24 protein-coding genes and 1 pseudogene are annotated in these 20,074 nt (G+C 71.2%); 13 read left to right on the top strand and 12 right to left on the bottom strand.

Going from position 1 to position 20,074, the window contains the following annotated elements; translation table 11 throughout:
• From LB823_RS17490 to phoU, 3 genes and pseudogenes are all read left to right on the top strand, one after another.
• Positions 1–173, top strand: a pseudogene (locus LB823_RS17490) (acyl-ACP desaturase); the annotation flags it as partial.
• 131 nt (positions 174–304) lie between these two features.
• Positions 305–1,507 (top strand): tRNA dihydrouridine synthase DusB, encoded by a 1,203-nt coding sequence (dusB, locus tag LB823_RS17485; RefSeq protein WP_224649346.1) that lies wholly within the window; start codon positions 305–307, stop codon positions 1,505–1,507.
• Positions 1,508–1,572: 65 nt separating this feature from the next.
• A complete protein-coding gene (gene phoU, locus LB823_RS17480) occupies positions 1,573–2,235 on the top strand; it encodes a phosphate signaling complex protein PhoU (RefSeq protein WP_212553810.1) in 663 nt (220 codons plus the stop codon).
• Positions 2,236–2,301: 66 nt separating this feature from the next.
• On the opposite strand, the gene LB823_RS17475 is transcribed toward phoU, so the two are convergent.
• The 7 genes from LB823_RS17475 to LB823_RS17445 form a co-directional block, all read right to left on the bottom strand.
• Positions 2,302–3,441, bottom strand: coding sequence for an FHA domain-containing protein (locus LB823_RS17475; protein WP_224649344.1), 1,140 nt, complete (start codon positions 3,439–3,441; stop codon positions 2,302–2,304).
• Positions 3,442–3,490: 49 nt separating this feature from the next.
• Positions 3,491–4,267 carry a phosphate ABC transporter ATP-binding protein PstB gene (pstB, locus tag LB823_RS17470; protein WP_224649341.1) on the bottom strand — a complete coding sequence of 259 codons (777 nt, stop codon included), beginning with the start codon at positions 4,265–4,267 and terminating at the stop codon, positions 3,491–3,493.
• 14 nt (positions 4,268–4,281) lie between these two features.
• Positions 4,282–5,196 (bottom strand): phosphate ABC transporter permease PstA, encoded by a 915-nt coding sequence (gene pstA, locus LB823_RS17465; RefSeq protein ID WP_224649339.1) that lies wholly within the window; start codon positions 5,194–5,196, stop codon positions 4,282–4,284.
• Positions 5,193–6,200 carry a phosphate ABC transporter permease subunit PstC gene (pstC, locus tag LB823_RS17460; RefSeq protein ID WP_374201346.1) on the bottom strand — a complete coding sequence of 336 codons (1,008 nt, stop codon included), beginning with the start codon at positions 6,198–6,200 and terminating at the stop codon, positions 5,193–5,195. Before pstC ends, pstA begins: the two co-directional genes overlap by 4 nt.
• A 110-nt stretch (positions 6,201–6,310) precedes the next feature.
• Positions 6,311–7,396 carry a phosphate ABC transporter substrate-binding protein PstS gene (gene pstS / locus LB823_RS17455; protein ID WP_255603900.1) on the bottom strand — a complete coding sequence of 362 codons (1,086 nt, stop codon included), beginning with the start codon at positions 7,394–7,396 and terminating at the stop codon, positions 6,311–6,313.
• Between the two features lie 169 nt (positions 7,397–7,565).
• Positions 7,566–8,441 carry a mycothiol synthase gene (gene mshD, locus LB823_RS17450; protein WP_224649337.1) on the bottom strand — a complete coding sequence of 292 codons (876 nt, stop codon included), beginning with the start codon at positions 8,439–8,441 and terminating at the stop codon, positions 7,566–7,568.
• On the bottom strand, positions 8,442–9,176 hold the full coding sequence (locus LB823_RS17445; RefSeq protein ID WP_224649335.1) for a response regulator transcription factor: 735 nt from the start codon (positions 9,174–9,176) through the stop codon (positions 8,442–8,444). It lies immediately after the preceding gene.
• A gap of 109 nt (positions 9,177–9,285) precedes the next feature.
• Here LB823_RS17445 and LB823_RS17440 point away from each other — a divergent pair, with 109 nt between their 5' ends.
• The 10 genes from LB823_RS17440 to LB823_RS17400 all read left to right on the top strand — a co-directional run bounded on the left by LB823_RS17440 (position 9,286) and on the right by LB823_RS17400 (position 15,779).
• Positions 9,286–10,101, top strand: coding sequence for an LmeA family phospholipid-binding protein (locus LB823_RS17440; RefSeq protein ID WP_224649333.1), 816 nt, complete (start codon positions 9,286–9,288; stop codon positions 10,099–10,101).
• 71 nt (positions 10,102–10,172) lie between these two features.
• On the top strand, positions 10,173–10,256 hold the full coding sequence (locus tag LB823_RS24175) for a putative leader peptide (RefSeq protein WP_369123335.1): 84 nt from the start codon (positions 10,173–10,175) through the stop codon (positions 10,254–10,256).
• Positions 10,257–10,388: 132 nt separating this feature from the next.
• Positions 10,389–11,216, top strand: coding sequence for a sulfurtransferase (locus LB823_RS17435; RefSeq protein WP_224649331.1), 828 nt, complete (start codon positions 10,389–10,391; stop codon positions 11,214–11,216).
• Positions 11,217–11,227: 11 nt separating this feature from the next.
• Entirely contained in the window at positions 11,228–11,533 is a 306-nt protein-coding gene (locus tag LB823_RS17430) for a DUF1416 domain-containing protein (protein WP_068522737.1), read from the top strand.
• Between the two features lie 145 nt (positions 11,534–11,678).
• Complete coding sequence (locus tag LB823_RS17425; protein ID WP_224649328.1) at positions 11,679–12,722, top strand: alpha/beta fold hydrolase; 1,044 nt, start codon at positions 11,679–11,681, stop codon at positions 12,720–12,722.
• Between the two features lie 83 nt (positions 12,723–12,805).
• Positions 12,806–13,339, top strand: a complete 534-nt coding sequence (locus LB823_RS17420; protein WP_224649325.1) for a methylated-DNA--[protein]-cysteine S-methyltransferase — start codon at positions 12,806–12,808, stop codon at positions 13,337–13,339.
• Positions 13,336–13,806, top strand: coding sequence for an RNA polymerase sigma factor (locus LB823_RS17415; protein WP_224649322.1), 471 nt, complete (start codon positions 13,336–13,338; stop codon positions 13,804–13,806). The genes LB823_RS17420 and LB823_RS17415 overlap by 4 nt, the downstream gene beginning before the upstream one ends.
• Positions 13,803–14,405 carry a methylated-DNA--[protein]-cysteine S-methyltransferase gene (locus LB823_RS17410; RefSeq protein ID WP_224649320.1) on the top strand — a complete coding sequence of 201 codons (603 nt, stop codon included), beginning with the start codon at positions 13,803–13,805 and terminating at the stop codon, positions 14,403–14,405. The genes LB823_RS17415 and LB823_RS17410 overlap by 4 nt, the downstream gene beginning before the upstream one ends.
• Positions 14,402–15,109: a 2OG-Fe(II) oxygenase gene (locus LB823_RS17405; RefSeq protein WP_224649317.1), complete on the top strand. Its 708-nt coding sequence runs from the start codon at positions 14,402–14,404 to the stop codon at positions 15,107–15,109. The genes LB823_RS17410 and LB823_RS17405 overlap by 4 nt, the downstream gene beginning before the upstream one ends.
• A gap of 1 nt (position 15,110) precedes the next feature.
• Positions 15,111–15,779: an alpha-ketoglutarate-dependent dioxygenase AlkB gene (locus LB823_RS17400; protein WP_224649315.1), complete on the top strand. Its 669-nt coding sequence runs from the start codon at positions 15,111–15,113 to the stop codon at positions 15,777–15,779.
• A gap of 8 nt (positions 15,780–15,787) precedes the next feature.
• Here the strand turns inward: LB823_RS17400 and LB823_RS17395 are convergent, their stop codons facing one another.
• From LB823_RS17395 to LB823_RS17375, 5 genes are read right to left on the bottom strand one after another with little or no spacing between them, the layout of a single operon-like run.
• Positions 15,788–16,411 carry a nucleoside/nucleotide kinase family protein gene (locus tag LB823_RS17395; protein WP_224649313.1) on the bottom strand — a complete coding sequence of 208 codons (624 nt, stop codon included), beginning with the start codon at positions 16,409–16,411 and terminating at the stop codon, positions 15,788–15,790.
• Positions 16,393–17,220 (bottom strand): PfkB family carbohydrate kinase, encoded by an 828-nt coding sequence (locus LB823_RS24120; RefSeq protein ID WP_224649311.1) that lies wholly within the window; start codon positions 17,218–17,220, stop codon positions 16,393–16,395. The genes LB823_RS17395 and LB823_RS24120 overlap by 19 nt, the downstream gene beginning before the upstream one ends.
• On the bottom strand, positions 17,210–18,004 hold the full coding sequence (locus tag LB823_RS17385) for an ATP-binding cassette domain-containing protein (RefSeq protein WP_224649309.1): 795 nt from the start codon (positions 18,002–18,004) through the stop codon (positions 17,210–17,212). The genes LB823_RS24120 and LB823_RS17385 overlap by 11 nt, the downstream gene beginning before the upstream one ends.
• A complete protein-coding gene (locus tag LB823_RS17380; protein ID WP_224649307.1) occupies positions 18,001–18,960 on the bottom strand; it encodes an ABC transporter permease in 960 nt (319 codons plus the stop codon). The genes LB823_RS17385 and LB823_RS17380 overlap by 4 nt, the downstream gene beginning before the upstream one ends.
• The gene (locus LB823_RS17375; protein ID WP_224649305.1) at positions 18,957–19,961 is read right to left on the bottom strand and encodes a substrate-binding domain-containing protein; all 1,005 of its coding nucleotides are present in this window, start codon (positions 19,959–19,961) and stop codon (positions 18,957–18,959) included. The genes LB823_RS17380 and LB823_RS17375 overlap by 4 nt, the downstream gene beginning before the upstream one ends.
• Between the last annotated feature and the right edge of the window lie 113 nt (positions 19,962–20,074).

The raw sequence follows: 20,074 nt of genomic DNA, 5'->3' as shown, positions 1-20,074 counted from the left end.
AGTGGAAGATCTTCGAGCGCGAAGACTTCACCGCCGAAGGCGAGCGCACCCGCGAGGAACTCGCCGCCTTCCTCGACGAGCTCGAAGCCGCCGCCGTCAAGTTCGAGGAGATGCGCGACCGCTCGCTGGCCCGTGAGGCCGCGAAGCGCGAGAAGGCCGGACTGGCCGTCTAGTACCGACGCACACCGGAACCCGTCGCGCCTCGCCGAGGCCCGGCGGGTTTCTTCTCGTTCGAGGCCGCCGCGGTTTGCCGGAACCGGCCGCCGCCAGCGATCATGGAATGAACGACCACGGGAGAGCACTGATGACCACAGCCACCACGACGCAGCCCAAGCTGCGCATCGGGCGGTTCGAGCTCGACTCCCCCGTCGTGCTCGCACCGATGGCCGGCGTCACCAACGTCGCCTTCCGCAGCCTGTGCCGGGAGCTGGAGCGCGCGCGCACCGGCACCGTCGCGGGGCTGTACGTGTGCGAGATGGTCACGGCCCGCGCCCTCGCCGAGCGGCATCCGGTGACGATGCACATGACCACGTTCGCCCCCGACGAGGACCCGCGCAGCCTGCAGCTGTACACCGTCGACGCGAAGTGGACCTACGAGGCCGCCCGGATGATCGCCGAGGAGGGCCTGGCCGATCACCTCGACATGAACTTCGGCTGCCCCGTCCCCAAGGTCACCCGCCGCGGCGGCGGCTCCGCGCTGCCCTACAAGCGGAACCTGTTCGCGAGCATCGTCGACGCCGCGGTGCGCGGCATCGCCGACGGCTCCCCCGCGGGCTCCCCCGAGATCCCGGTGACGGTGAAGTTCCGCATCGGCATCGACGACGAGCACCACACCCACCTCGACGCCGGCCGGATCGCCGCCGAGCAGGGCGCGGTCGCCGTCGCGCTGCATGCCCGCACCGCCGCGCAGCGCTACTCGGGCCAGGCCGACTGGGACGAGATCGCCCGCCTCAAGGAGCACGTGCACCACCACTTCGGCGACACCATCCCGGTGTTGGGCAACGGCGACATCTTCGCGGCGGAGGACGCCGTGACCATGATGGAGCGCACCGGCTGCGACGGCGTCGTCGTGGGCCGCGGCTGCCTGGGCCGGCCGTGGCTGTTCTCCGAGCTCTCCGCCGCGATCAACGGCACCCCGATGCCGGTCCCGCCGCACCTGGGCGAGGTCACCGACATCATGTACCGGCACGGCGAGCTGCTGGCCGCGCACCACGGCGAGGACAAGGGCATGCGGGAGATCCGCAAGCACGTCGCCTGGTACCTGCGCGGCTTCCCCGCCGGCGGCGAGCTGCGTACGCGGCTCGCCACGGTCAAGACCCTCGCCGACCTGCGCGCACTGCTGGACACACTGCCCCAGGACGTGCCCTTCCCCAAGGACGCCGAGGGACCGCGCGGCCGGCAGGGCACGCCCGGCAAGGTGGTCCTCCCCGAGGGCTGGCTGGACGATCCGTGGGAGTCGGACGCCGCGGCGATGCCGGGCGCCGAGGTGGAGACGAGCGGCGGTTAACCGTCGTTCACCCGTCGTTCATCCAACGCTGCGGTCGTGTATGAAAAGGCCGATATACTGCGCACATGCGTAACGCGTACATCCAGCAGATGGCTGCTTTCAACGACATCCTCGGCGACATCTGCGACAAGTCGGGCATCGCCATGGAGAAGGCCACCAACTCGCTGCTCCAGGCCGACCTCGCCCTCGCCGAAGAGGTCATCACCGAGCACGACGAGATCGTGCGGCTGAGCCGCCGCGCCGAGGAGGAGGCCTTCTCCCTCCTCGCGCTGCAGGCGCCGGTCGCCAGCGACCTGCGCGTCGTGGTCTCCGGCTTCCAGATCGTGGCCGACGTCGACCGGATGGGCGCGCTCGCCCTGCACGTCGCCAAGGTGACCCGCCGCCGCTTCCCGAACAAGACCCTCCCCGAGGAGGTCAACGGCTACTTCGCCGAGATGGGCCGCCTCGCGGTCGAGCTCGCGAACTCCGCCCGCGAGGTCCTGGTCACCCAGGACCCGAAGCAGGCCGCGGAGATCGAGGAGCAGGACGACGCGATGGACGACCTGCACCGCCACCTGTTCACCGTGCTCATGGACCGCGAGTGGAAGCACGGCGTCGCCGCCGCCGTCGACGTGACGCTGCTGGGCCGCTACTACGAGCGCTTCGCCGACCACGCCGTGGAGATCGGCCGCCGCGTGATCTTCCAGGCCACCGGCAGCCCCGAGCCCACCGCCGACATCTCGAAGTAGCACGCGCACGCACGGCCGCCCTCCGGGGCGGCCGTTCCGCTGTCCGAGGTCAGGCCGGGCCCGCGCTCAGGAACCCACGCCGTCCTGCAGCTGCAGGATCCTGCCCCCGAGATGGATGTCGGAGCCCACGCCGAGCGGCACGGGCTGCCCCGGCGGGAGACGCAGGGGCTGCGCCGCGCCCGGCGGCCGCACCCACGTGCCGTTCGCCGAGCCCACGTCGACGGCGAGCACCTGCCAGCCGTCGATGCGGATCTCCAGGTGGGCGCGCGACAGTGCGCCGCTGCGGTCCGGCAGGACGACGGGCGCGAGCCGCCCGGAACCGTCGAGCGAACGACCGGCGCGCTGCGCGACGAACGCTGCGGGGTCGCGCCCGATCACCATGTCGTTCTCCACGACGAAGGCGGTGCCGTCGTCGGCGACGAGCAGCCCCAGCGGCGGCCGCGGGCCGCTTTCCAACGGAGCCCGTCGATCGACGAGGGCGCCGCAGCGGGTGCAGTACGCGGCGACGGGCGCGTTGAGGTGCCCGAAGGCGCAGCGCCGGCCCTCGACCGTGGGCCCGGCCGCCACGGCAGCGCTCACGTCGCCGACGTCCACCTCGTAGTCGGTGGCCGCGAAGAGCGGGCTCACCCCGGTCGGCTCCTCGTTGGTGGGCGCGTCGGCGGGGAAGACGTCCGTCGCGATCTCGCCCTCCGCCTCGGGCTGCACGGACTCGTCCGACCAGATCACGACGCCTGCGCCGGGCACGGCACCGTCGTCGAAGTGGAGCGCGCCGGGCACGCACACCGGGGCGGGCGGGGGCGGCGGCCCGACGGTGACCGTGACCACCGAGCCCGGGGCCAGGGGCGCGACGCGCTCCGCGAAGTCGCCGCCGGCGTGCAGCACGTGACCGGGCGTCGCCGCCGCGGCGGACGGGAAGATCGCGACGGTGATCGCGAGCTCGACGTCCGCCCCCGCGATGCCGCGCAGCATCGCCCGCGCCGTGCCGTTCCTCAGCTCGACGACGGCGAAGGCCGGGCCGGTGATGGCGCTCAGGACGGGGGCGACGTCACCGTCGACCTCGAGCGCCGCGCGCAGTTCCGCGACCGCGGCGGGCCCGCCGACGGCCGGCGCGTCCACGAACAGGAACCGCTCGCGCGCGCGGGCCACCACGCGGTCGCCGGGCAGCACGGTGCTGTACCGGTCGCCGGTCCGGGGCTGCGATGTCATCCCCATAGGATACGGCCGATATCCGACGACGCCGTATCGGTGTGACCCGTCAGCCGAAGCGGCCCGAGATGTAATCCTCGGTGGCCCGCTCGTCCGGGTTGGAGAACATCTTCTCCGTCGGGTTGATCTCGATGAGCTTGCCGGGCTTGCCGGTGGCCTCGAGGTTGAAGAAGGCGGTCTGATCGGAGACGCGGGCCGCCTGCTGCATGTTGTGGGTGACGATGACGATCGTGTACTTCTGCTTGAGCTCGCCGATCAGGTCCTCGATGGCGAGGGTCGAGATCGGGTCGAGGGCCGAGCAGGGCTCGTCCATGAGCAGCACGTCGGGGCTGACGGCGATCGCGCGGGCGATGCACAGGCGCTGCTGCTGGCCGCCGGAGAGGCCGCCGCCGGGCTTGTTCAGGCGGTCCTTGACCTCGCCCCAGAGGTTCGCGCCGCGCAGCGACTGCTCGGCGACCTCGTCGAGCTTCGACTTGCTGCGGATGCCCTGCAGCTTGAGGCCGGCCACCACGTTGTCGCGGATCGACATGGTGGGGAACGGGTTGGGCCGCTGGAAGACCATGCCGATGGTCTTGCGCACGCCAACCGGGTCCACGCCGGTGCCGTAGATGTCGGTGCCGTCGAGCGTGATGTGCCCGTCGACGCGCGCGCCCGGGGTCACCTCGTGCATGCGGTTGATCGACCGGAGCACCGTCGACTTGCCGCAGCCGGACGGTCCGATGAACGCCGTGACCGAGTTCGGCGGCACCGTCAGCGAGACGTCCTGCACCGCGTGGAAGGCGCCGTAGTAGATGTTGAGGTCCTTGATGTCCAGGCGCTTCGCCATGTCGGTTCTCCTTGTTACTTCGTCTTGGGGGCGAGCAGCCGGGACATGAGGGCGGCCAGGCCGCTCGCGATGCCCACGAGGATCACCAGGGTGAGGGCGGCGCCCCACGCCCGGTACTCGCCGACGGCGCCGGGGTTGTTGCGGTACTGGTCGTAGATGAACAGCGGCAGCGACGACATGTTGCCGTTGAACAGGTCGTAGTTCATCCGGTCGCTGATGCCCACGAGCAGCAGCACGGGCGCGGTCTCGCCGACCACGCGGGCGATCGCCAGGAAGACGCCGGACACCATGCCGGACGCGGCCGTCGGCAGCACGATCCGCACGATCGTCTTCCACTTGGGCACGCCGAGCGCGTAGGAGGCCTCGCGCAGCTCGTTGGGCACGAGTTTGAGCATCTCCTCGGTGGAGCGCACGACGACGGGGACCATGAGCAGGATCAGCGCGAGGCTCACCGCGAAGGCGGACTGGGGCATGCCGAACGTGGTGATCCAGATGCCGAAGATGAACAGCGTCGCGACGATCGACGGGATGCCGGCGAGCACGTCGACCATGAAGGTGGTGACCCTGCCCAGGCGGGTGCCCTCGGCGTACTCGACGAGGAAGATGCCGACCATCACGCCGATCGGCACGGAGAACAGCGCCGCGATGCCGGCCTGCACGAGCGTGCCGTAGAGGGCGTGCCGGATGCCGCCGGCGTAGGAGTCGGGGGCCACGCGGACCATCGACTTGGTCCACCACTCGGGATGGATGATCGCCGGGACGCCGTTGGCGATCACCATGTACAGCAGCGAGATCAGCGGCGCGAGGGCCAGCAGGAAGCACGCGCCGAAGATGATCGCGGCGGCGTTGTTCTTGATCCGGCGCGCCGTCGACGTGCGGTGGAAGACGGTGCCGCTCTTGGCGACGTCGTCGAGCTCGGTGGCGGTCATCCGTTCACCCGTCCCCCGCCGATCCAGCGGGCGACCGCGTTCACCACGAAGGTGAGCACGAACAGCACGAGGCCGGCGGCGATGTAGGCGCCGCGCTGATCGACGTTGTCGAACTCAGCGGCGGCGGAAGCGATCTTCGAAGCGAAGGTGTAGCCGCTGTCGAACAGCGACCAGATGGAGGTCTTGGTGGCGGCGAACAGGATGATGAGCACCGCGATGGTCTCGCCCAGGGCGCGGCCGAGGGCCAGCATGGAACCCGCGACGATGCCGGACCGGCCGTAGGGGAACACCGTGAGGCGGATGACCTCCCACTTGGTGGCGCCCAGGGCCAGCGCGGCCTCCTGGTGCGCGACGGGGGTCTGCCGCAGCGACTCGCGCGTGATCGACGTGATGATCGGCAGGATCATGATCGCGAGCACGATGCCGGCGGTGAAGACCGTCGAGCCGAGCGACAGCTCGACGTTGCCGGTCTTGAACAGGAAGAACCAGCCGAGGTTCTCGTTGAGCCACTTCTGGAGCGGCACCAGGAAGGGCGCCAGCACGAAGATGCCCCACAGGCCGTAGATGATCGACGGGACCGCGGCCAGCAGGTCGATCACGGCGCTGAGCGGCCGCGAGAGCCGCTGCGGCACGTACTGCACGAGGAAGGTCGCGATGCCCACGGCCACCGGGACCGCGATGATCAGCGCCATCACCGACGAGAGGACCGTGATCTTCAGCAGCTCGAGGATGCCGAACCGCATGTTCGACGGGGTCGTCTGCCACTCGGAGCTGGTGAGGAAGTTGACGTTGTTCTTGGTGAGCGCCGGGACCGCCTGCACCACGAGCTGCAGGAAGATCAGCGCGATCACCACGACGAGCAGGACGCCCGAGGCGTACGCCGCCCACTTGAAGATCTTCTCCATGCGGTCGTGACCGCCGGCGAAGGTGGTGCGGGTGGGAGCCCCGTCGGTGGCCGCTACGGCGCCGTCGGCGTCGCGGTCCGTCGAATCCTCAGTCGCCATGTTTCCCCGTTGTTCGGCCACGCGAAAATCGTCCTTCCGGCTGAGCCGGACGTCGTGCGAGTGCCATTGTGCCTGGCCGCCCGCACGACGCCCGGTGGTTCAGCAGTGTCTTACTGGATCGAGTCGATCGACTCGGTGAGCGTGGTGCGGAAGGACTCGGGGATCGGGGCGTAGCCCTGGCCCGCGAGCTGGTCCTGCGCCGGCTTGCTGGCGGCGACCTTGAGGAAGGTCTTCAGGCCCTTGCCGACCTCGGCGTCCGCGTACTTGGAGCACACGATCTCGTAGGTCGCGAGCACGATCGGGTAGGCGCCGGCCGCCGACGGCTTGTAGAAGCCCTCGGTGTCGATGACCAGGTCCTTGCTGCCCGGGGTCTTGAACTTGGCCGACTCGATGGTCTTGGCGACCGACTCGCTCGAGAGCTTCACGGCCTCGGGACCGGCCGAGGTGATGATGTTGGCGACCTGCAGCTTCTGCGCCTTGGCGAAGCTCCACTCGGCGTAGGTGATGGTGCCCTCGGCCTTGTTCACGGTCGCGGCAACGGCGGCGTTGCCGCTCGCGCCCTGGCCGGTGCCGCCCTTGAAGGCCTTGCCCTTCTTGTCGGCGGACCACTCGGCCGGCGCGGCGGAGCCGAGGTACTTCTGGAAGTTCTCGGTGGTGCCCGACTCGTCGGAGCGGAAGACGACGGTGATCGGCAGGTCGGGCAGCGCGGTGCCCTTGTTCTCGTCGGCGATCTCGGGGGCGTTCCACTTGGTGACGACGCCGCTGAAGATCTTCGCCAGGGTCGGGGCCGAGAGGTTCACGGCGACGTCGCCGGGCAGCTTGTAGGCGACGGCGATCGGGCCGAAGACGAGAGGGAGGTTCAGGGCGGGAGCGCCGCACTTCTCCTCGGCCTTCTTGGCCTGGTCGGCGTTGAGCGGCGAGTCGGAGCCGCCGAAGTTGGTCAGGCCCGAGGTGAACTCGGTGATGCCCTGGCCCGAGCCGTTGCCGCTGTAGTCGACGTTCGCGCCGGAGCAGTCCTGGGCGAAGGTGTTCTTGAAGACGGTCATGGCGTTGGCCTGCGCCGTCGAGCCGCTGCCCTTGAGCTGCAGCTTGCCGTCGCACTGCACGCCGGAGCCGCCGGCGGACGAGCTGCCCGCGGCCTCGCTCGACTCCTCGCCGCCACAGGCGGACAGGGTCAGGGACAGGGCGGCCACCATGGCCAGGGCCGATACGGATCCACGCTTGAAGTTCACCGAGATTCCTCCGGGTCGAGTCAGGACTGATCACCCCGGCACTTTGCGGGTGTCATCCAGCAACATAGGGAGGCCGGGTGTCCGAATCGGGTGTCCCGGGTGAACGGACGGGAAACTCGCCCGGTCGAGTGGATTACCGTAGTGCGTACGCGACGTGTCTTTCGCTTTCCTCAAAACCCAGCCGGGTATAGGTCCGCAGGGCCGCCTCGTTGTCGCCCTCCACGTACAGCTCCACCTCCGCGAGGCCGCGACCGGCCAGGTACTCCAGCCCGGCGGCGGTCAGCAACCGCCCCAGCCCGCGTCCCTGACCTGCGGGGGCGACCGCCACGATGTACACCTCGCCAAGGCCCGCGGCCGGATCGGCGACCTTCGTCCAGTGGAAGCCCAGCAGGCGGTCCTGCTCGTCGACGGCCAGGAACAGACCCGCCGGGTCGAACCAGTCGGCGCCGGTCCGCTCGTCGATCTGCTCGCCCGTCCAGCCGCCCTGTTCGGGGTGCCAGGAGAAGGCGGCGTTGTTCACCGCGAGGATCGCGGCGTCGTCGGCCGGGCCCGCGTAGGTCCGGACGGTCACCCCCGCGGACGGGGCCGGAACCGGGTCCAGCCCGGCGAGCGGGCGACGCAGGTTCAACAGGGTGCGCACCGCGGTCAGGCCGAGGCTCGCGGCGAGCGCGCGGGCGGCAGGGAGGTCCCCGTGCGCCCACACCGTGCCGCCGTCGCCCACGAGGTCGAGAGCCCCGGTCACCAGGGCGCGGCCCAGGCCCCGTCGGCGCTCCGACGGTGCGACGACCACCTCCGCCGCGCCGGGCCCGCCGGCCGGCGGCACCACGACCCCCGCGTAGCCCGACGGTGCGCCGCCCGCGCCCCGCGCGAGCACGTGCGGGCCGTCGCCCGCGATGCCGAGGCGGAACTGCTCCGAGAGCGGGCCGATGCCATCGGCGGCCTCCGCGGCGCCGGCGATCCCGAGCACCGCCTCCGCATCGGCGATCGGACCGCGCACCACGTCGACCATCTACATCTCCTCGAGATCCTCGTCCGTCGGTTCCATGTCCTCGACGGGGCGCTCGCCCTTGCCGCGCACGGGCCGCACCGCCTTGTAGCCCACGTTACGGACCGTGCCGATCATGCCCTCGTGCTCGGCGCCGAGCTTGGCGCGCAGGCGCCGGACGTGCACGTCGACGGTGCGGGTGCCGCCGAAGAAGTCGTAGCCCCACACCTCCTGCAGCAGCTGGGCGCGGGTGAAGACGCGGCCCACGTTCTGCGCCAGGAACTTGAGCAGCTCGAACTCCTTGTAGGTGAGGTCGAGCGGCTTGCCGCGCAGGCGGGCCGTGTAGGTGCCCTCGTCGATGACCAGCTCGCCGAGGGTGACCTTGTCGGCCACCTCGTCCTCGCCGCCGGCGTCGCGCCGCGCGGCGACGAGCCGCAGCCGGGCGTCGATCTCGGCGGGCCCGATCGTGGGGAGGAGGAAGTCGTCGAGGCCCCAGTCGGCGCTGGCCGCGACGAGCCCGCCCTCGGTGAGCACCGCGACCACGGCCATCCGGCCCGCGCCCGTGCTGCCGAGCAGCCGGCAGAGGCCGCGCGCCGTCACCAGGTCGGTGCGGGCGTCCACGAGGGCGACCTCCGCCGGTCCGACCTCCAGCAGCGACGAGACGTCGGCGGGCAGCGTGCGCACCGTGTGCGGCAGCAGCGACAGCGACGGCAGCACCGTGTCCGGCTCCCGGTCGGACGTGAGCAGGATCAGATCCACATGCCCTCCCCACAGTGCGCGGCGGTCTCGAAGAAAATGTCGAATGTCAGAATAGCGGTGGTCAGAACGCCGCGCGTGACGGCGTCGGTGTCGACGAGAGGGTGCGAGCGTGGCGCAGGGGCAGGGACGGGCGTGGATCAGGCGGGTTCTGATCGCCCTAGCGACGCTCCTCACGGTCGCGCTGCTCGCCGAACTCGGATCCGCGGCGACGGCCGAGTACCGCCTGTCGCGCGAGCTGCGGGCGGCCGCGGGCCTGTCCGACGACCCCGAGGTGACGATCGGCGGGTTCCCCTACCTGACCTCGGGCGGGGAGCACCCGAAGCTGACGATCGCCGTCCCGGCGACGGTGCACGATCGCTCCGCCCGGCTCGAGGCCGAGATGGCCGACGTCCGGATCCCGGGCGGCCTGCTGCCGACGTTCGCGCCGGACACCCCGATCGCCGCGGGGCACGTGGAGGCGCGCGTGCGGCTGGACCAGAAAACGGTGGGCCGGTACATGGACATCGTCGACCTGCAGGTGCACACGCCCGCCCCGAAGCGCGCCGGCGCGGGCAGCCCCGCCGACGGCTACGTGAAGGCGTCGAAGGGCATCGTCCTCACCGGCACCGTCCCCCTGCCCACCCCCGCCGAGCCGAAGCGCACCGTCCTGATCTCGGTCGCCGCGGACTTCACCAACGAGGGCGACGCGATCTCCGTGCGCGCCACCGGGATCTACTCGGGTCCCGAGGATCACGCGTCGGCCGACCTGCTACCGGGCGAGGACCGGACGGTCCTGGCCGCCTTCACCCGGGTGCTGCCGCGGATGGCGCTGCCCTTCGGCGTCGCGCCCACCGGCGCGCGGGCGGAGAACGCCGACGTGGTGCTGCTCGGCGAGGCCGACGGGGTCACCGTCACCCCCGGCGCCTTCTACCGGCCGCTGGCCTGAGGCCCGCGCGCCGCTGAGGGCCCCGTGACCCTCCCGTGACGGAATCGCGCGGGTTGGGTATTCTCGGTCTCATGCGCAACCGCTGTGAGCTGCTGCTCACCCGCCGTCTGGCGGTCGATCTGTGCCGTATGGCCGGTTGTTGCTGTCTGGGCTAGTCCCGCCTCTCCCCGGGCCGGGTGCCCGATCCTCGGTGCATCCCCATGCCCTCCCAGCGCATCCGCGCACCCCTCGAAGTAGCGATTTCGCTGTCACTTCACGTCCATTAGGAATCAACGAAAGGGATCCTCATGGCTCGCTCCGACGTCCTGGTCTCCGCAGACTGGGCTGAGCAGAACCTCGACACCCCGGGTGTCGTCTTCGTCGAGGTCGACGAGGACACGTCGATCTACGACGACAACCACATCCAGGGCGCCGTCCGCCTCGACTGGCGCAAGGACCTGCAGGATCCGATCCGTCGCGACTTCCTCGACCAGGAGGGCTTCTCGAAGCTGCTCTCCGAGCGCGGCATCGGCAACGACGACACCGTGGTGCTGTACGGCGGCAACAACAACTGGTTCGCCGCCTACGCCTACTGGTACTTCAAGCTGTACGGCCACCAGGACGTGAAGCTGCTCGACGGTGGCCGCAAGAAGTGGGAGCTCGACGCCCGCCCGCTGTCGACCGATGCGGTGTCCCGCCCGGCCACGAGCTACCAGGCCAAGCCCGTCGACCTGTCGCTGCGCGCCTTCCGCGACGAGGTGATCGACTCGATCGGCAAGAAGAACCTCGTCGACGTGCGTTCGCCCGACGAGTTCTCCGGCAAGATCTCCGCGCCGGCGCACCTCCCGCAGGAGCAGGCGCAGCAGCGCGGCCACGTCCCCGGTGCGATCAACATCCCGTGGTCGACCACCGCGAACGAGGACGGCACCTTCAAGTCGGACGAGGACCTCGCGACGCTGTACGCGGAGAAGGGCTTCGACGAGTCCAAGGAGACCATCGCGTACTGCCGCATCGGCGAGCGCAGCTCGCACACGTGGTTCGTGCTGCAGGAGCTCCTCGGCAAGAAGAACGTCAAGAACTACGACGGCTCGTGGGTCGAGTACGGCTCCCTCGTGGGCGCCCCGATCGAGAAGTAAGGAAGACCATCATGTGTGGAGCACCGAAGCAGGGCCAGGTCCTGCCCGCAGGCGTCGACGTCGAGAAGGAGACCGTCCTGACCGGTCAGGTCCTCGACGGTGCCGGTAACCCCGTCGCGGGCGCGTTCGTGCGCCTGCTCGACGGCACCGGCGAGTTCACCGCCGAGGTCGTGGCCTCGGGCACCGGCGACTACCGCTTCTTCGCGGCGCCGGGCACCTGGACGCTGCGCGCGCTGTCCTCCGTGGGCAACGGCGACATCCAGGTCTCGCCCGAGTCGAACGGCGTCTACAACCAGGACATCACCGTCGCCAAGTAGGCCGGACAGGTGAGGGGCGCGCATCCGGATTCCGGGTGCGCGCCCTTTCCGTTTTCCGCTACCCGGCGGAAATCGGACGGGTAGCGTCGGGGATCAGTACCGATTCGGTACTACGTCGCGAATCCGCTACCCGAGGAGTCCCACCGTGCCCGCTCCCTCCGACGCCGAGTACTTCGAGCTCGGCGACGTCACGCTGCAGTCCGGCCACACCCTGCGCGGCGCCCGCCTCGCGTACAAGACCTTCGGCACACTCAACGCCGACAAGTCGAACGTGATCGTCTACCCCACCTGGTACTCGGGCTGGCACACCGACAACGAGTGGCTCGTGGGCACCGACAAGACCCTGAACCCGGACGAGTACTTCATCGTCATTCCCAACATGCTGGGCAACGGCCTCTCGACCTCCCCGTCGAACGCCGCCTCGCCGTACGACCACGCCCGCTTCCCGCTCGTCACCTTCTACGACCAGGTCGAGGCGCAGCACCGCCTGCTCACCGAGAAGTGGGGCATCTCGACGATCGCGTTGGTCACCGGCTGGTCGATGGGCGCGGGCCAGACCTATCAGTGGGCGGTGAGCCACCCCGAGATGGTGCAGCGCGCGGCCCCGTTCTGCGGTTCCAGCCGCACCGCACCGCACAACCAGGTGTTCCTCGAATCCCTGCGCGAGGCGCTCCGGGCCGACGCCGCGTGGGCCGACGGCGACTACGAGCCCGCGCGCCCGCCGATCAAGGGCCTGCGCGCCTTCGCCCGGATCTACTCGGGATGGGGCTTCTCCCAGGCCTTCTACTGGAACGAGACCTGGCGCGAGCTGGGCTTCACCTCGCTCGACGACTTCCTCTACGGCTTCTGGGAGCAGTTCTTCCGCGACGGCCGCGACCCCAACAACCTGATCGCCATGATCGGCACGTGGCACGCCGGGAACGTCGGCAACACCCCCGGATTCGACGGCGACCACGAGGCCGCGTTGCGCTCGATCAAGTGCCCCCTCCTGGCGATGCCCGCGGAGAAGGACCTGTACTTCCCGCCGGAGGACGAGGCGTGGGCCTCGCAGTTCATCGAGCACGGCGAGGTGCGGGTGATCCCCGGCGTGTGGGGCCACTTCGCGGGCGGCGGCGCCAACCCGGTCGACACGGCCTTCATCGACGCCGGCCTGCGGGAGCTGCTCGCCCGCCCCGGCTACACCGGGTAGCCCCTCGATTCTCCTGGAGATCCGGATCTCACGTTCCGCCCGCCCGCGGCGTCTACAGAGCAGGATCGAGACGAGGAGAGATCATGAGCACCAGGCACATCGTGGCGGAGACCACCCTCGGCGAGCTGACGCTCGTCGCCGAGGGACGCGCCGTGACCGGCGTGTACTTCCGCCACCACATCCGCCGGCCGGCGGAGTCGTCGTTCGGGGAGCGCGTCGCCACCGATGTCCTGCTCGACGAGGCGGCGCATCGGATCCGCGCTTACCTCGCCGGGGACCGCCGCGACTTCGACTTGCCGCTCGCCACCCACGGCAGCGACGTCCAGGAGGCCGTCTGGGCCGCCCTGCGGGAGATCCCGTACGGCACCACCACGACGTACGGCGCCCTCGCGGAGCGGCTCGGCTTCGTCACGTCGGCGTGGGGCGTGGGGCAGGCCGTCGGCGCGAACCCGCTGTGCGTCCTGGTCCCGTGCCACCGCGTGCTCGGGTCGAACGGCACGCTGACGGGGTACGCGGGCGGCCTGCGCCGCAAGCGGATCCTGCTCGACGTCGAGGCCGCCGCCGACGGCGAGCCCTGGCTCCCGGGCATGGGGGCCCACACCCCGGGGGCGGCGTGAAACCACCGTTCGAGCGCGTCGTCGACGAGCACGCCGCCACGGTGCTGCGCGTCTGCCGCGCGATCCTCGGCCCGCACGACGCCGAGGACGCGTGGTCGGAGACCTTCCTCTCCGCGCTGCGCGCCTACCCGGACCTGCCGGAATCGGCCAACGTCGAGGCCTGGCTCGTGACCATCGCGCACCGCAAGGCCATCGACCAGGTCCGGGCGGCGCAGCGGCGCGCCGTCCCCGTCGACACCGTCCCGGAGCGCCCCGTCGTCTCCGCCCCGCCCGACGGTGACCTCTGGGTCGCCGTCGCGGCCCTGCCGGACAAGCAGCGGCAGGCCGTCGCGTACCGCTACGCGGCGGACCTGCCCTACGCCGAGATCGCCGAGATCCTCGGCGGCACCGTCGACGCCGCGCGCCGCGCGGCCGCCGACGGCCTCAAGAAACTCCGAACCACTCGCACCAGGGAGGAACTCTCATGAGCGAGAAGATCACCGACACCCTCTCGGCGCCGGCCGATACCGACGCCCTCGCCCGGCTCCGCGCCCGCCTCGCGGCGAGCGCCGAGGCGGACGGCCTGCTCGACATCGCCTACACCGTCGTCGACTCCCCCGTCGGCGGGCTGCTGCTCGCGGCGACCGAGCGCGGCCTGGTCCGGGTCGCCTACGCCCGCGAGGACCACGACGCCGTCCTGGAGACGCTGGCGCAGAAGGTGAGCCCGCGGGTGCTGCGTGCGCCACGACGGCTCGACGCGACGGCCCGCGAGCTCGAAGAGTACTTCGCCGGCCGGCGGACCGCGTTCGACCTGCCGCTCGATCACGCCCTCTCGCACGGCTTCCGGCAGCTGGTGCAGAGCCGGCTGCCCGACATCGACTACGGGACGACGCTGAGCTACAAGCAGGTGGCCGAGCTCGTCGGCAGCCCGGCGGCGGTCCGCGCCGTCGGCACCGCCTGCGCCACGAACCCCCTGCCCGTGGTGGTCCCGTGCCACCGCGTCGTGAAGTCCGACGGCGGCATCGGGCAGTACGTCGGCGGCGTGGAGGCGAAAGCCGCCCTGCTGGAGCTGGAGTCGGCCGCATGAGCGCCGCCCCGGGGCTCGACTCCGCCGACTGGGGCGCCGTCTCCGCCGAGCTCGACGCGGTGGGCGGGGCGCTCCTGCCCCGCCTCCTGTCCGACGAGCGCACCGTCGAACTGCGGGAGCTGTACGGGCGGGAAGAGCTGTTCCGCAGCACGATCGACATGGAGCGGTACCGGTTCGGCGCCGGGGAGTACCGCTACTTCGCCCGGCCGTATCCGGAGCCGATCGACGAGCTCAAACACGCGCTGTATCCGCACCTGCTGCCGATCGCGCGACGATGGTGGGAGCGGCTGGGCCGCGAGGCGCCGTGGCCCGACGACCTCGACGAGTGGCTCGCGATGTGCCACGAGGCGGGCCAGCGGAAGTCGACGGCGATCCTCCTGAAGTACGGCGCCGGCGACTGGAACGCGCTGCACCGGGACCTGTACGGCGACCTGGTCTTCCCGCTGCAGGTGGTGATCGCGCTCAACGATCCCGGTGTGGACCACGAGGGCGGCGAGTTCCTGCTGCTCGAGCAGCGGCCCCGCGCCCAGTCCCGCGGCACGTCCTTCACGCTGCCGCGCGGGCACTGCTTCGTGTTCACCACCCGCGATCGCCCGGTCCGCTCCGCGCGGGGCTGGTCCGCGGCGCCCGTGCGGCACGGGGTCTCGACGGTCCGCTCCGGCGAGCGGCACACGCTGGCCCTGGTCTTCCACGACGCGGCGTGACATGGGCTCCGACATGCTGTTCCCGCCCGACCGAGCCGTGGTCGACCTCGCGCCGGGCGCGTACCTGATCCGCGGCTGGCTCGACCTCGCGCAGCAGGAATGGATCGTCCGCCGGTTCCGGGAGTGGTCGACCGGGCCGGTGCCGATCCGCGCGGCGACGGTGCGCGGGCACCCGATGTCGGTGCGCACGGTGTGCCTGGGCTGGCACTGGCAGCCCTACCGCTACTCGCGGGAGGCCACCGATGTGAACGGCGCTCGCGTCCTCCCCTTCCCGGACTGGCTGGTGCGGGCCGGCCGGAGCGCGCTCGCCGACACCGGGCACGACGCCGGCGAGGTCGAGCGGTACACGCCCGACACCGCGCTGGTGAACTTCTACGACGAACGAGCCCGCATGGGCATGCACCAGGACAAGGACGAGGTCTCCCGCGCGCCGGTGGTCTCCCTGTCGATCGGCGACAGCTGCACCTTCCGGCTCGGCAACACGGAGAACCGGAACCGCCCCTACGCGGACGTGACGCTCGAATCCGGCGATCTCGTGGTCTTCGGCGGCCCGTCCCGGCTGGCCTTCCACGGCGTCACCGCCGTGCAGCCCGGGACGGCGCCGCCCGGCTGCGGCCTGGAGACGGGGCGGATCAACCTCACCCTCCGCGAGACCGGCATGGAGGGCTGACCTCGCAGCTAGGCCCCGTCGACGATGCGGTCCGCGCGCGGCGCCGTGGATTCGATGAGCCGGGCGTTGGTCTCGTCGGTGCCGTCGGCGCGTGCCCGGGCCTCTTCGGGGCCGCGGCCGAAACGCATGTGCCGCTCGATGAGTCGCTGACGACGCAAGGCGGGATCGATACGCAGGAACCACACCTCGTCGAGCGCGGCCCGGGCGCGGGGCCACGCGCCGGTCTCGGCGAGCAGGTAGTTGCCCTCGGTCACCACGAGCGGGACGTCCGGCGTCACCTCGATGGCGCCGCCGATCGAGGCCTCGAGTGCGCGGTCGAACCGCGGGGCGTAGACGGTGCCGTCGGCCGCGCGCAGGCGGTGCAGCAGCTCGGCGAAGCCGGCATCGTCGAAGGTGTCGATGGCGCCCTTGCGCCCCCAGCTGTCGTGCCGGCGCAGGACCGCGTCGTCGAGGTGGAAGCCGTCCATGGGGACCAGCACCGCGTCGTCGCCGAGCGCGGCCACCAGCTGCTCCGCCAGCGTCGACTTGCCGGACGCGGGCGCCCCGGCGATGCCGAGCAGAGCGCGCCCCGGCCGCGCGATCAGTTCCCGTGCGCGAGCGAGCAGCTCGTCCGTCACAGCGTCGCCAGCCACGCCCTCACCCCCGGGTATCGGCACTTCGCGGAGGCGTGAGCCGCCGCGAAGCGCAGTGCGTCAGCGACTGCCTCGCCCCGCGCGATCGCGAAGGCGTACGCGCCGTGCAGCACGTCGCCCGCCCCGAGCGTATCGACCACCGCCATCGCCGGAACGTCGACGGTGCCCTCGGCCCCGTGGTCGCGGTACCGGATCGGCCCGGCACCGTCGGTCACGGCGAGGACGGGCGGCGTCGGGACGTCCCCGGGCAGAACGAAGTCCGCGGAGCAGACGGCGTGTGCGGCGAGCGGCAGCAGGTCGGCGAAGACGGGGCGCCAGCGGCCGGCGTCGAGGATCGTCGTGACGCCCGCGGCTACGGCGCTGCGCATCGCGGACCGCGCGGCGGCGAGGCCGTGCCCGTCGAGCAGCACCACGTCGAAGCCCTCGGCGTGGATCGGCGGCACGGCGTCGGGGTACCCGGAACCGTCGAAGGAGACCACCTGCCGGTCGCCCGACGGGGCGTGGACCGTGACCGACGAGACGGGCGGCGCGAAACCCGGTGGGGCGAGGTCGAGGAGCTCGACCCCGCACGCGTAGAGGTCCTCGCACACGAGGCGGCCGAGGGCGGTGTCGCCGACCGGCGCGGCGAGCACGGCTCGCCCGCCGAGGGCGGCGAAGACCGCCGCGGCGTTCAGGGCGGGGCCGCCCCCGGAGACGTCCTGCCGGACCGCGGTGACCTTCCCGTTGCGGGGCGGCGATTCGTCGACGCGGGAGATGACGTCGACGGTGGCGAGCCCCACGAAGAGGCCCCGGGGCCCGCTACGGCCCACCGGCCGCCTCCTCGTCGGTCGGCGCCAGCGCGCCCGTCATCAGCGCCACCACCTCGGACATGCTGCGCTGCTTCGGATCCACGACGGCGGCGCGGCGGCCGAGGCGGTGCACGTGGATGCGGTCGGCCACCTCGAAGACGTGCGGCATGTCGTGGCTGATCAGGATCACCGGCGTGCCCCGATCGCGGATCTGCCGGATGAGGTCGATGACCTGGCCCGACTCGCGGACGCCGAGGGCGGCGGTGGGCTCGTCCATGATGATCACCTTCTTGCCGAAGGCGGCCGCCCGCACCACCGCGACGCCCTGCCGCTGCCCGCCGGAGAGGGTCTCCACGGCCTGCGTCGGCGACGTGATGCCGATCTGCAGGTCCGCGAGGTACCCCGCCGCGGCGTCCCGCATGGCCCGCCGGTCGAGCTGGCGGAACACCGAGCCGAGGACGCCCGGCTTACGGATCTCCCGCCCCAGGTAGACGTTCGCGGCGATGTCCAGCGCGGGGATCACGGCGAGGTCCTGGTACACGGTCTCGATGCCGGCGTTGCGGGCGTCCAGAGTGCTGCGGAAGTGGACCGGCGCACCGTCGAGCAGGATCTCGCCCTCGCTCGGGACGAGCGCCCCCGACAGGGCCTTGATGAGGCTGGACTTGCCGGCGCCGTTGTCGCCGATCACGGCCAGCACCTCGCCCGCCCGCAGCTCGAAGTCCGCGCCGGCGATGGCCCGGACCTGCCCGTAGTTCTTCACCAGGCCGCGGGCCTGCAGCACCGGCGTGCGGTCGGCGGTGGTCACTGCTGCCTCCTGCGCGAGATCTGGTCCAGCGTGACGGCGGCGATGACGAGGACGCCGGTCGCGATGTTCTGGTACAGGTTGTCGATCCCCACCAGCGTGAGCCCGTTGCGCAGCACGCCGACGATGAGCGCGCCGACCAGCGTGCCCAGCACCGAGCCGCGGCCGCCGAACAGGCTGGTGCCGCCGATCACGACCGCCGTGATGGTGTCGAGATTGGCGGTCTGGAAGGCGTTCGGGTCCGCCGTGGGAATGCGGCCGAGCGCCGCCCACGCCGCGATCACGGCGATGAGCCCGGACACCAGGTACACGCCGAAGACCGTCTTGGAGGTCTTGATGCCGGCGAGCGACGCGGAGACGGGGTTGCCGCCCACCGCGTAGACGTGCCGCCCCGTGGCGGTGCGGTTGAGCACGTACCAGGCGGCGGCGTACACCACCAGGAGTACGAGCAGGCCCAGGGTGAGCGGGAAGCCCGCGACGTCGAAGCCCTTGCCCAGGAAGGTGAGCGGACCGTCGGCCACGCGGTACGTCTGCGAGCCCGCGTACAGCTGGGTCGCCGCCGCCACGATGGTGAACATGCCGAGCGTGACGATGAACGGCGGCAGCTTGAGCAGGGTCACGAGCGCCCCGTTGACCGCGCCGATCAGGAGGCAGACGCCGAGGGCGGCCACCATCGCCAGGACCGGGTCGGTGCCCGCCACCTTCGCCAGGACGACGGTGCCGAGCACGCACGTCGCGCCGATCGACAGGTCGATGCCCGCGGTGAGGATGATGAGCGACTGCGCGACGGCGAGGATCCCGATCACCATGGACTGCTGCAGGATCAGCGAGATGTTGTAGCCCGTCGCGAACTGCGGGGTGAGGATGAAGAAGACCACGCAGGCGACGACGAGGGCGGCGAGCGGCCCCGCGAGAGGCTCCCGCAGGACGCCCGCCAGGGACGGCCGGGCCAGGCTCACGCCTGTCCCCAGCAGTTCTGCGCGCCCCACGCGGTGTCCTTCGACTCGACGCCGGCGACCGGCTTGTCGGTCACCAGTTGGGATCCCGTGTTGGTGAAGCCGGTCGGCTTGGTGCCGTCCTTGGCGAAGGCGACCACCGCGTCCACGCCCTGCTCGGCCATCTTCGCCGGGAACTGCAGCACGGTGGCGCCGATGACGCCCTTCTTCACGTTGTCCACGCCCGTGCAGCTGCCGTCGATCGAGCCGATCGCCAGTTGCGCCGCCTTGCCCGCCTTCTTCGCCGCCTCGTACCCGCCGGCCGCCGCGGGCTCGTTGATCGTGTAGAGCGCGTTGGCGTCCGGGACGCGCTGCAGCAGGTTCTCCATCGCCGTCTGCGCCTTGGTCTGGTCGCCGTTGGTGGTCTCCTTGCCCGCCACCTCGGGCGCGTTCTCCGCCAGCCCGATGCCCTGCAGGAAGCCCTGGTGCCGGAACTCGGAGACGGTGCTGCCCGGGGTGCCGTCGAGCATGAGCAGCTTCGCCGGCTGACCCGCGAGCGCACCCTTGACCCACGCGCCCTGCAGGCGGCCGGCCTCCTTGTTGTCGGTGGCGAAGGTGGCGTCCACGGCGCTCTCGGGGTCGGTCGCGGTGTCGAGGGCGATGACGACGACGCCCGCGTCGCGGGCCTTCTTGATCGCCGCGAGGATGCCCGTCGACGAGTTCGGGGTGATGAGGATGCCCTTGACACCCTGGCTGACCAGGTTCTCGATCGCGGCGACCTGGCCCTCGTTGTCCCCGTCGAACTTGCCGGCGAGCGCGACGAGGCTCGCGCCCTTCGCGTCGGCCTGCTTCTTGGCGGCCTCGCGGATCTTCACGAAGAACGGGTTCGTATCGGTCTTGGTGATCAGGCCGACCTTGACGTCGCCCGACGAACCGCCGTCGCGGTTGCAGGCGGCCACCGAGGTGAGGCTGACCGTGAGGGCGCAGCACACCGCCGCGATGCGCAGGCTCTTCCGATTCGACATGAGGACTCCATTCGACTGTGTTGCGGATCACACGACTGACGAGTGGTTGCGACGCTATACCCGCAGCTGAAACCCGCGCAAGGGTTTGCGCAAACGCTTGCGCCACCGAATCG

Origin of the sequence: Tsukamurella sp. M9C, from assembly GCF_020169415.1 — a bacterium.
Taxonomy (GTDB): domain Bacteria; phylum Actinomycetota; class Actinomycetes; order Mycobacteriales; family Mycobacteriaceae; genus Tsukamurella.
The sequence above is the reverse complement of the archived record's forward strand: the minus strand, read 5'-3'. Positions and strand labels throughout refer to the sequence as shown.